The organism is Bradyrhizobium sp. USDA 4452, assembly GCF_054063575.1.
This window is the reverse complement of record NZ_JBSSGK010000001.1, coordinates 1,710,807-1,722,711: the sequence shown is the minus strand read 5'-3', so window position 1 is coordinate 1,722,711 and position 11,905 is coordinate 1,710,807. Positions and strand designations below refer to the sequence as shown.

Below are 11,905 nucleotides of genomic sequence, written 5' to 3'. Positions count from 1 at the left end.
CGTTTTCGGGCATTGTTCTCGCAGCGGAATTGGCGTTCTGTACGAACAGCAGATTCCCCTTATTTTGCTCATCGAGATTGCCGTGACACCGCCCCCCGCCGTAGCCGCCAGGCTGGACAGCGTTCCTCTTGCATTGCCCGCGAAAACGTCCGTTGCACGCAAGGCGCCGGCCCACACCGACCGGCCGTTCAAGGGCATTGCGCTGATCCTGCTGTCGACCGTGTTCCTGGGCACCTCCGACGTCACCGCGAAATATCTGTCGTCGTCGCTGCCTTCGATCGAGATCGCCTGGATCCGCTTCCTGGTGTTCGCGCTGATCATGACGCCGGCGATGCTGCCGGGCTCGCCGCTGTTCGCGCTGCGCAGCAGCCGCCCCGGCCTGCACGTGCTGCGCGGCGCTGCGCTGCTCGGCTCCTCCCTGATCTTCATCACGGGGCTCGGCTTCCTGCCGATCGCCGAGGCCTCGGCCACCAGCTTCGTCTCGCCGCTGTTCGTCACTGCGTTGTCGATCGCTTTCCTCGGCGAGAAGGTCGGCATGCGCCGCTGGGTCGCGACCGCGGTCGGCCTCGCCGGCGTGTTCATCATCCTGCGGCCGGGCACCAGCGCCTTCCATCCAGCGGCTGTCTTCCCGCTCGTCTCGGCGCTGGCCTGGGCCGCCACCCTGATCCTGACGCGCATGATGAGCGGCAGCGAACGTCCGATCACGGTGATGACCTATTCGTCGATCGTGGGCGTCGCCATCGTCAGCGCGCTGGTGCCGTTCGTCTGGGTCACGCCGAGCTGGCACGACATCATGTTCGGCATCCTGATTGGCGTCGCGTCCACCGTCGGACAGTGGATCGTCGTGCTGGCGTTCCGCTACGGCGATGCCTCGGTGCTGGCGCCGTTCTCCTACACGCAGCTGCTGTGGGTCAGCATCCTCGGCTTCCTGATCTTCGGCGAAGTGCCCGATAGCTGGACCATCCTCGGCGCCGGCTTCATCGTCGCCTCCGGCCTCTACACCGCGCATCGCGAGCGCGTCCGACGGTCGCAGTTGCTGGACGTGGCCAACGAGCCTTCGCCGAACGCCTGACCAACGCGTATCCATTTTACAACAGATGCCCTGAATCCGACCTGATGCGCTGACTGTGCACGGCTTGAGAAGACGCGCCTCCCGCGAGTTGCAAGATAGCCCATTCGGGTCAAGCCGCGTCCGCGCGGCGCTATCGATTTGGGGCTGGGGCAATGCGAGAGTGGGGCTGCGCGCGAATCCGTCTGCGAGGCTGGTTGATGGTCGCGATCATCCCTTCAACCGCTCTGCTCGCCGGGCCGGTTGTCGCACAAAACGGCGGCGCCGGCGGCGAGGGTAACTATCAGTCGACAGGACAATATGGCGGTGCCGGCGGCATTCCCGGTGTGAGCGGTGGCGTCGGCGGCGACGGCGGCGCTCCGAATCGCTCATGCCAATGCACCGGTGGTGGTGGCGGCGGCGGCGCTGAGGGCGCCGCCGGAGGTGCCGGCGGCCCCGGCGGGAATAACGCCTCTCCCGGCGGCGGTGCCGGTGGCGCGGCCGGACAGGATGGCGTTGCTGGAACGATCGGTTCATTTACCGCGAGTGGTGGTGGCGGTGGCGGCGGCGGGCTCAGCGGAACGTCCAGCGCGACGCTGAACAACACCGGGATAGTGATGGGCGGCAATGGCGGCAGGGGCGGCGACGGTGGCGTCAACGCCTCGAACCCTTCAGCCCAAATCGCTGGCGGCGGCGGTGGTGGTGGTGCGGGCGGCAGTGCATTCACCATCACCGGCGCAGGAATCCACTCAAACAGCGGCAGCATCACAGGCGGCAATGGCGGTGCGGGCGGCGCCGGCGATGTCGGTGGCGGCGGCGGTGACGGCGGCACCGGCATCGTCGTCAGTGCGCCAGGCGCAACGATCAGGAATTCCGGCTCGATCTCGGGTGGCGCGGGCGGTGGTGGCGGCGCGCAGGTGTCCGATGTCGACGCGAATCAAGGCGAGCCGTCCACCGGCGGCACGCGGGGGAAGCCCGGCGCAGCAGGCACGGGCGGTTCCGGAATCGTCGGTAGCGGCTTGACCATCATCAACAGCGGAACGATCACCGGTGGCGGCGGCCCGGGTGCGCAGGGCAACGCGATCGGCTTCACCGGCGGAGCCAATACGCTGACGTCGGTCGGTGGAACGCTCAGTGGCAATCTTGCGATTGCAAATGGTGTCGGCGCCAGCCTGACGTTCCTGCAAACCAGCGCGGCCGGCGCGTCGGGCGATGTCACCATCTCCGGCATCACGGGCCTCAATGGCTTGGCCACCGACGCCTCGGTTGCCGTCAAGCTGGATGGTGGGCGCTCGCTGATCGTCACCGGTGCCAGCACCTACACCGGCGGCACCTCGGTGAGCGACGGATCGACGCTCGTCATCCGCAACAGCAATGCACTCGGCAGCGGCACGCTGAAGATGGGCGAGACGCTTGCCGGTCTCACCAGGCTGGTGCTGGACGGCAACGGCGTCAACATCGCCAACACCATCGTCATCAACAGCGATCCCATCATCACCGTCGCCGCCGGTACCACAAACGCGATGTCGGGGCCTATCAGCGGTGCCGGCGATATCGTGCTCAACGGGGGCGGCAGGCTGGTGCTGTCCGGAGCGAATACATATACCGGCGGCACCACGATCTGCGGCACTGCGTGCGGCGTTGCCGGCGGCAGCAGCGTGCTGCTAGTCGGCGTCGACACCGTGGGTACGCCGGGCGCGATCGTCTCGTCGGCGATCGGCACCGGCCTGCTGAGCTTCGACGGCGGGACGCTGCAGGCCGGCGGCAACTACACGATCGCGAACAACGCACAGGTCAACGCTACCGGCGGCAGCATCGACGGCAACGGATCCACCTTCACTTACTCGGGCAACATTGGCGGCGCCGGTGGACTGTCAGTGCTGGGCGCTTCGGCCTTCGTCGGCCGCGTGGTGTTGACAGGCACCAACACCTATGCCGGCGGCACCACGATCTGCAATTGCGCAACGCTGCAACTCGGCGACGCCAGCCACACCGCCTCGATCGTCGGCGAAGTCGCTGTCAACGGCAGGTTCGAGATCGTCAACGCCAACACGGCGGGCATCACCAAGATCGTCAACGACGGCTCCAACGGCGCCAGCACGACGTTCCACAATTCCACGACGGCGTCGACGGCTGTGATCGTCAACCGGAATTTCGGCGCCACGGTGTTTCGCGACAGCAGCACCGCGGGCAATTCCACCATTACCAATGGTGACAACACCAATGGTAACAACGTCGGCTCGACGTATTTCCTCGAATTTTCGTCGGCGGCGTCGGCGAAGATGACGACGTCCGCCACCGGCTATATAAGTTTCTTCCAGAGCAGCACCGCGGCGAACGCGACCATCGACAACAGCGGCGTGACCTATTTCGGCCCGTTCGGCGAGGCGACCGAAGCGCCGACCGCAGGCAACGCGACGATCACCAACCGGTCCGGCGGCGCGCTGATCTTTGCCGCATATGCGACGGCCGGAAACGCCATGATCACGACCGAGAGCGGCGCGAGCGTCAAGTTCGTCGACAACGCGACCGGCGGTGCCGCGCAGTTCATCACCCAGGGAACCGGCTATGTCGACTTCGGCGGCAGCCTTGGGCCGAACGGTGATGGTCGCATCACCGCAGGTTCGATCGCGGGCTCGGGCACTTACTACATCGGTGGGGGCAACACGCTCGCGGTCGGTGGCAACAATCTCTCGACAGTCGTCAGCGGCGTGATCGCGGATTCCAATCCCTGCGGTTGCGGCCCGGCCGGGCCTGGCAATCTGGAAAAGACCGGCAGTGGCACGCTGACTCTCTCGGGTGTCAACACCTATACCGGAGCTACCGTTGTCAATGGCGGCGTCCTGCAAGTCGATGGTTCGATCGCGTCGTCGAGTTCAGTCACGGTGAATTCAGGCGGCGCGCTCTCCGGTATCGGCACCGTCGGCAATACGACGATTGCGAGCGGTGGCATTTTGCTGCCAGGCAATGCGACACCGGGCACATTCCTCAACGTAGCGGGCAATGTCGCCTTCCAGTCTGGTGCGCTGTATCTGGTCGGGCTCAATGCGACCGCCGCCACATCAGCCAAGGTGACCGGCACCGCGGCGCTTGCCGGATCGGTGGGTGTCAGCATCGCTGCCGGCAGCACGATCGCCAGGCAATACACCATCCTGTCGGCGGCCGGCGGTCGCAACGGCGTGTTCGCCGGTGTCGCTTCAACAGGGCTGCCGTCGGGTCTGGTTGCAACGCTCGGTTACGACGCAAACAATGCCTATCTCAATTTCGCGCTCGATTACGCCGTGAAATCGAAGCTCAACGTCAACCAGAGCAACGTTGCCGCGACGCTGCAGAACTTCTTTAGTGGCAATGGCGGCATCAACGTGGCTTATGCGGGACTCTCGCCGAACGGCCTGACCCAGGCCTCGGGCGAGGGGGCGACCGGATCGCAGCAGGCGACGTTCAACGCGATGAACCAGTTCCTAGGTCTGCTGACCGATCCGTTCGTCGCCGAGCGCGATGGTGGTTTCGGTAGTGGCGCGAGCGCTACGCCGTTTGCCGAGGAGAGCGCGTCGCTGGCGTACGCGGCGCGCACGACCGAGCCACGCGATGCGCTGGCCGCGATTTACGCCAAGGCACCGCCGCCGCTGCAGCCCGACTTCGAGCAGCGCTGGAGCATCTGGACAGCGGGCTATGGCGGTTCGCAGACCACCAGCGGCAATGCGGTGCTCGGCTCGAACAACACCAGCAGCAGCGTTTACGGCACCGCGGTCGGAGCCGACTACCGCTTCTCGCCGAACACCATTGCGGGCTTTGCGCTCGCCGGCGGTGCTACCAGCTTCAGCACCAACGGTCTCGGTTGGGGCCGCTCCGACCTGTTCCAGGCCGGCGCGTTCGTTCGCCACACCGTCGGCGCGGCGTATCTGAGCGCCGCGCTCGCCTATGGCTGGCAGGACATCACCACCGACCGCATCGTGACCGCCGCGGGCGTCGACCACCTGCGGGCGAACTTCAACGCCAATGCGTGGTCGGGCCGGCTCGAAGGCGGCTATCGTGCCGCCACGCCCTGGATCGGGCTGACACCTTACGCGGCGGCGCAATTCACCAGCTTCGAGCTGCCGGGCTATGCGGAGAGCGTGGTCGCCGGTGGCGGTGCCTTCGCGCTGAACTATGCGGCGAGGAGCGTTACCGACGTCAGGAGCGAACTTGGCATCCGCTCCGACAAATCCTTCGCGGTCGACGGCGGCATCGTGACGCTGCGCGGCCGCGTCGCCTGGGCGCACGACTTCAACCCGAACCGCAGCTCCGCGGCCGTGTTCCAGGCGCTGCCGGGGGCGGCCTTCGTGGTCAACAGTGCGGCGCAGGCCAGCGAGGCCGCGCTGACCACCGCCTCGGCGGAGATCAAGTGGCGCAACGGCTGGTCGGCGGCTGCGACCTTCGAGGGTGAATTCTCCAGCGTCACCCAGTCCTACGCCGGCAAGGGCGTTATGCGCTATACGTGGTGACCCTCCGTGCTATAGCCTCCCGCAGCCAACGCCTGTCGCGGACTTGATCCGCGACCATGTATTTCGCGAGACGAAATACGCATCAAAATGAGTGGGACGAAACCCACGCGGGAGGAAACATGCGCGCAGCGATCTTCAGAAACGGCGAGATTGTCGTCGACGAGATGCCGGAGCCGAAGCCGGGCGCCGGCCAGGTACTGGTCAAATCGCTCGCCTGCGGCATCTGCGGTTCCGATCTGCACGCACGCAAGCACGCCCACCGCATGGTGGAGCTGAGCAAGTTCCTGCCGGGCCGTACGCCGATGGACCTGTCGCGCGACGTCGTGTTCGGCCACGAGTTCTGCTGCGAGATCCTCGATTACGGCCCGGGCACCACGCGCAAGCTGAAGCCCGGCACGCGCGTCTGCTCGCTGCCGGCGCTGCTGACGCCGGAGGGCCCGAAGGGCATCGGCTATTCCAACGATTATGTCGGCGCCTATGCCGAGCAGATGCTGCTCAGCGAGCCGCTGCTGCTCGAAGTGCCGAACGGGCTTGCCGCCGAGCACGCCGCGCTCACCGAGCCGCTCGCGGTCGGCGTCCATGCGGTGGCGATGGCGAACATCAAGGGCGGCGAGGTGCCGCTAGTGATCGGCTGCGGGCCGGTCGGCCTTGCGGTGATCGCGGCGCTGAAGATCAGGGGCCTCGGCCCGATCGTTGCCGCCGACTATTCGCCGGCGCGGCGCGCTCTCGCCGAGAAGATGGGCGCCGATGTCGTGGTCGATCCCGCCAGGACGCAGCCCTATGCGAGCTGGGCCGAGCACGCCCAGATGACCCAGGCGGAGAAGGCGGCGCGGCCGCCGATGCAGGCACTGCTGCCGCCGCTGAAGCCGGCGCTGATCTTCGAATGCGTCGGTGTGCCCGGGGTGTTGCAGCAGGTGTTCGAGGGCGCCCCGCGCAGCGCCCGAGTCGTGGTGGTCGGGGTCTGCATGGAGACCGACAAGTCCGAGCCGATGCTCGGCATCATCAAGGAGCTCAACGTCCAGTACGTGCTCGGCTACACGCCGGAGGAGTTCGCCTATTCGCTTCGGCTGATCGCGGAAGGCCAGGTCGATGCGGCATCGCTGGTCACCGGCCGCGTCGGCATCGACGGCGTCGCGCAGGCCTTTGCCGATCTCGCCAATCCCGAGGCGCACACCAAGATCCTGGTCGAGCCGTGGCGTTGAGTTGACGGCGCCGGTTTGCATTCCGCGACGCCGAACCTATAGTTCGCCGTCTCATATCGCACCGACAGCACGCACCTCATGCGCGTTTCAATCATCACGGGAGGCGGCTCCGGCATCGGCGCCGCCGTTGCACGCCGGCTTGCCGGCCCTGATCAGGGGCTGATGCTGCATGGCCAGGGCGCCGAAGCCAGCGGGCTCGCGCGGCTGAATTCGGTTGCGGAGGAATGCCGCAGCAAGGGCGCGAAGGTTGCGGTCTCTACCGGCGACCTCGCCGGGATCGGTGCGGGTACGTCGCTGGTCGAGGCTGCGCGCGCCGCGTTCGGGCCGATCGATGGCATCGTGCATGCCGCGGGCTTTGCCGACCGCCGCGAATTCGCCAGCCTGCCGCGCGAGGCGCTGGAGCGTGCCTTTGCCGTAATGGCGGCTGCATTTCATGAAATCGCGGCGGCTGCGCTGCCCGATCTCGCGCGCAGCGCGCAAGGCCGCGTCGTCGCGGTATCGAGCTTCGGGCCGCATCGTTTTGTGCCTGGCGCCACCTATCCGGGATCGGCCGCCGCCAAGGCTGCGCTCGAAGTGCTGGTGAAGTCGCTGGCAATCGAGCTTGCCGCATCGGGCGCGACCTCCAATGCGGTGATGCCCGGCTATACGCGCAAGGATCCCGGCCTGTTCGGCGCGCTCGACACCGCGACCTGGGAGCGGGTGGCGAAGGCCAATCCGATGCAGCGGCTGGCCGAACCCGACGAGATCGCCGCGGTCGTCGCCTTCCTGCTGTCGCCGGAAGCGGGCCACATCACCGGCGCCACGCTGCCGGTCGATGGCGGTCTGACCTTGATGTGACGGCATGAGCGAAGCCGCGTCCGCACAACAGGTTGACGTCGTCGTGCTCGGCGCCGGCATGGTCGGCGTCTCTGCCGGCCTTGCCGCACGGCAGCGCGGGCACTCCGTCATCATCGTCGACCGCCGTGAGCCGGGCAGCGAGACCTCCTACGGCAATGCCGGCATCATCTCGTCCGGCTCGATCCTGCCGCTCAACACGCCATCGCTGCTGAAGAACCTGCCGAAATACCTCACCAACACGCATCCGGCGCTGCGCTGGAATCTTCCGTGGGCGGTCGCCAATGCCGGCTGGGTGATCCGATTCCTCGCCGCGGCGACGCCGGCCCAGACCAAGCCGCGCGCCGCCGCGCTGCACGGCCTGATCGGGACGTCGCTGACGCTGCATCGCGACTGGATCGTGCAGGCGGGCGCCGGCCATCGCATCCGTGAGACCGGCTGGCTGAAGGCCTGGCGCGGCGACGGGCTCGCGGCCGCCAAGGCCGAGCAAGCGGCGCTCGCCGAATTCGGTATCAAAAGCGAAGTGCTCGATCGCCAGGCGATCTCCGCACTCGAGCCGAACATCATCCCTGCCTACAGCGTTGGCCTGCTGCACAGCCAGACGGCATCGGTCGATTCACCGGGCGCGGTGGTCAAGGCCTATGCGCAGATGCTCGCCGGCAACGGCGGCACGGTGCGGCAATCCGAGATCCGGCGGATCGCACAACAAGGCGCCGGCTGGCGCGTGCAGCTTGTCGACGGCGAGATCGCCGCGCGACATGTCGTGGTCGCGCTCGGGCCATGGTCGGCCGAACTGTTGCGGCCGCTCGGCTATCGCGTGCCGCTGGCATTCGAGCGCGGCTATCACCAGCATTTCGTGCCGAACCCGGCACGCAAATTGCTGCGGCCGATCCATGATGCGGAGGGCAGCTTCCTGATGACGCCGATGGAGCAGGGCGTTCGCGTCACCAGCGGCGTCGAGCTCACCGCGCGCGACGCGCCGTCGAACTATGCGCAGCTCGAGGCGGTGGTGCCGATGGCGCGCGAGGTGGTGGAATTTGGCGACGCGGTCGGCGAGCGCTGGCGCGGCGCGCGGCCGACGCTGCCCGACAGCCTGCCGATGATCGGCGAAGCGCCACGGCATCGCGGGCTCTGGCTCGCCTTCGGCAACCAGCATATCGGCTTCACCACCGGCCCCGGAACGGGCGCTGCGGTCGCGGCGATGATCGCAGGCGCCACGCCGCCGTTCGACGTGAGGGCGTTTTCGCCTGCCCGGTATATCGCGTGACTTGCGCGAGGCCGCCTGCGATGCTGGGAACGCGAGGCGAGCGCAAGGCGCGCGGCAACCGAGGGGCAGGATGAACTACGTCTGGGATTTCGGAATCCTCGCCAAGTACAGCCATCTGTTCTGGCTCGGGCTCGGCTGGACCATGGCCTACACCATCGGCACCATCATCCTCGGCACCTTGATCGGCCTGATCGTCGGCATGCTGCGGCTGCGGCGCATTCCCGTGATCGACTGGCTGCTGATCGCCTACATCGAGCTGTTCCGCTGCACGCCGCTGCTGGTGCAGATCATCTGGTTCTACTACGCGTTTCCGGTCGTGATCGGCGTCAACATCCCGGCGCATGTCGCAGCCGTCAGCGTGCTGTCGCTCTATGGCGGCGCGTTTTATGCCGAGATCGTCCGCGGCTCGATCGAGAGCGTGCCGGTCGGGCAGTGGGACGCGGCGAAGGCGCTCGGCTTCCGCGGCTGGCGGCTGATGCGGCTCGTGATCCTGCCGCAGGCGCTGAAACCGATGATGGCGCCCTACGTCAACCAGTCGGTGACGCAACTGAAGAACACCTCGCTGGTCTCGATCATCGCGGTGCCCGATCTCGTCTACAACGCCACCCTGATCAACGCCGACACCTACCGGCCGCTCGAGGTCTACACCATCGTGGCGGTGATCTACTTTGCGATCCTGTTTCCCTCGACGCTGGTGGCAAGGCGGCTGGAGCGCGGGCTGACCTACGACAAGGTCTGAGACGGCCCTTCTCGCTCTCCCCGCTCTTCGCGGGGAGAGGTGAGGCGGAGTCAGCCTGACGTCAGATATTCAGCTCCACCGGCACGTCCTCGGCCTTGACGCCGGCGAGGCCGAGGCCCTTGACGAACCATTCGCGCATCTGGCCGATGCCGCGATTGTAGTCGATCCACACCGAGAGGAAATCGCGCCACCGCTTGTCCTGTTCGCGCCGCACCGCCGTGCCGCTCGCGATCGTCACCGACGGCGAGGCCAGGATCTTGTAGGTGCCGAGGTTCGGGTTCTTGGCGATCGCGGTCAGCCCGAGCACCAGCGCATTGACCACGCAATCGACGCGGCCCGACGACATTTCCAGCATCACCTCGTCGCGTGACTTCAGCGACTTGATGGTGGCGTTCGGCGCAAAGCGCCGCGCGACGGCCTCGTTGGCCGAGCCGACGTCGACCGCGATCTTGACGTCGGGCTTGTTGATGTCGGCCCAGGTCTTGGCCTCCAGGCCCTTCTTCAGCATCGCGCCGAACGGATGCGGGAACACCAGATTGGTGAAGTCCACCACCAGCGCCCGCTGCGGCGTCGGGTTGAGCGCAAAGCCGAGATCGATCTTGTTGGCCTGCAGATCGAGAATCGAATTCCCGTAGGTCGACTCGACATATTCCAGCTTGACGTCGAGCAGTTTGGCGAGGTCGTTCGCCATCTCGATCGAGAAGCCGGACCAGGTGCCGGTGGCGAGGTCCTTGTTGAAATACGGCAGCTCGCCCGGCAGCACCGCGATCCGCAGCACCTTGTTGGCGCGGATGCGATCCAGGGTGTTGTCGGCGGTCTGCGCCGAGGCCGGGGTTGCCATCGCGGCCGCGAGTGCCACGCCGCTGCCGATCCCGAGCGCATAGCGCAGCGCGTCGCGGCGATCTTCGGAAATTGCGATGTCGTCGGATTGAGTCAAGCGGGCCTCCCTGCACCAGATCGGGGAAGCCTAGCGTCGGTATCCGGCGCCAGCAAGGGCGCGGGCCTGCGCCCAAAGTAGGCGAGCCGAAGAGGAGATGCCTATCTCTTAGCCTGGCCCAGCTTGCGCCAAGCTATCGCATACAGCCGGCTTCCGCAGGGGCGCACTGCCAAAATATCGAAAACAACCCCATGCACAGTAGCCGGGGCGTACCTGCATTCGACACGTCGACTTGACATGTCGGGCAAATCAGTGGCACTATTCTATTATTCCGAAACTGCGCAGGTGCGGCCTTCCCCTCTCCCCGTGAGAGCGGGGGAGGAGAAATCGAGACTGCCCAGCTCAATACCGTCCCGGCACGTACATCTCCGGCGGGATCGGGCCGCGGTGATAGTCGGGGTTGCGCACCCGCGGCGGCAGCACCACCGGTTGGTGGGCGACCTGCTGATAGGGAATCTGGCTGAGCAAATGCGAGATGCAGTTGAGCCGGGCGCGCTTCTTGTCGACGGCATCGACGATCCACCACGGCGAGTCCGGCAGGTGCGTGCGCTCCAGCATCGTCTCCTTGGCCTTGGTGTAGAGCTCCCAGCGGGTCCGCGCCTCGACGTCCATTGGGCTCAGCTTCCACTGCTTCAGCGGATCCTGGATACGCATCGAGAAGCGGAACGCCTGCTCCTCGTCGGTGATCGAGAACCAGTATTTCAAGAGGATGGTGCCGGAGCGGATCAGCATACGCTCGAATTCCGGCACCGACTTGAAGAACTCCTCATACTGCTCGTCGGTGCAGAACCCCATCACCTTCTCGACGCCGGCGCGGTTGTACCAGCTGCGGTCGAACAGCACGATCTCGCCGCCGGCCGGCAGGTGCGAGACATAGCGCTGGAAGTACCATTGCGTGCGTTCGCGCTCGTTCGGTGCCGGCAGCGCCGCGACGCGGCAGATGCGCGGGTTGAGCCGCTGGGTGATGCGCTTGATCACGCCGCCCTTGCCGGCGGAATCGCGGCCCTCGAACAGCACCACGACCTTCTGCTTCTCGTGCTGCACCCAGTCCTGCAGCTTGACCAGCTCGCCCTGCAGCCGCAGCAATTCGCGGAAGTAGAATTTGCGGTCGATCGACGGCTTGCCGGCGGCGCCGTCGTGGTCGAGCTCGTCGAGCCTCATGTCGTCGAGCTCGAGCTCGAGCTCCTCGTCGAGGCTGTCGGCCATCTCCTGATGGATGCGGGCGCGCAAGGCTTCGTCGCGCAAGGCTTCGTCGCGGGAGGCTTCATCACGGGCGGCTTCGTCGGTGAGGTCGGAGGCGGTCATGAAGGTCCGTCTTTCAGTGTGTTAGATGGAGCGACGGAAGCATTGACGGGCGATGTTACCCCTCTATGACAACGGCATGACCGCTGTTT

8 protein-coding genes are annotated in these 11,905 nt (G+C 66.4%); 6 read left to right on the top strand and 2 right to left on the bottom strand.

Annotated features, from left to right (window positions below):
- The first annotated feature begins 82 nt into the window (after positions 1–82).
- The 6 genes from ACVISU_RS08260 to ACVISU_RS08235 all read left to right on the top strand — a co-directional run bounded on the left by ACVISU_RS08260 (position 83) and on the right by ACVISU_RS08235 (position 9,574).
- Complete coding sequence (locus ACVISU_RS08260; protein ID WP_456706596.1) at positions 83–1,072, top strand: DMT family transporter; 990 nt, start codon at positions 83–85, stop codon at positions 1,070–1,072.
- A gap of 197 nt (positions 1,073–1,269) precedes the next feature.
- Complete coding sequence (locus ACVISU_RS08255; protein ID WP_456706595.1) at positions 1,270–5,532, top strand: autotransporter domain-containing protein; 4,263 nt, start codon at positions 1,270–1,272, stop codon at positions 5,530–5,532.
- A gap of 119 nt (positions 5,533–5,651) precedes the next feature.
- Entirely contained in the window at positions 5,652–6,734 is a 1,083-nt protein-coding gene (locus tag ACVISU_RS08250; RefSeq protein WP_456706594.1) for a zinc-binding dehydrogenase, read from the top strand.
- A 78-nt stretch (positions 6,735–6,812) separates the two neighbouring features.
- The gene (locus tag ACVISU_RS08245) at positions 6,813–7,571 is read left to right on the top strand and encodes an SDR family NAD(P)-dependent oxidoreductase (RefSeq protein ID WP_456706593.1); all 759 of its coding nucleotides are present in this window, start codon (positions 6,813–6,815) and stop codon (positions 7,569–7,571) included.
- A 4-nt stretch (positions 7,572–7,575) separates the two neighbouring features.
- Positions 7,576–8,835, top strand: coding sequence for an NAD(P)/FAD-dependent oxidoreductase (locus ACVISU_RS08240; RefSeq protein ID WP_456706592.1), 1,260 nt, complete (start codon positions 7,576–7,578; stop codon positions 8,833–8,835).
- Between the two features lie 70 nt (positions 8,836–8,905).
- A complete protein-coding gene (locus tag ACVISU_RS08235) occupies positions 8,906–9,574 on the top strand; it encodes an amino acid ABC transporter permease (RefSeq protein ID WP_456706591.1) in 669 nt (222 codons plus the stop codon).
- Positions 9,575–9,635: 61 nt separating this feature from the next.
- Here the strand turns inward: ACVISU_RS08235 and ACVISU_RS08230 are convergent, their stop codons facing one another.
- Entirely contained in the window at positions 9,636–10,511 is an 876-nt protein-coding gene (locus ACVISU_RS08230; RefSeq protein ID WP_456706590.1) for a transporter substrate-binding domain-containing protein, read from the bottom strand.
- 342 nt (positions 10,512–10,853) lie between these two features.
- Entirely contained in the window at positions 10,854–11,816 is a 963-nt protein-coding gene (ppk2, locus tag ACVISU_RS08225) for a polyphosphate kinase 2 (RefSeq protein WP_456706589.1), read from the bottom strand.
- Positions 11,817–11,905 lie beyond the last annotated feature (89 nt).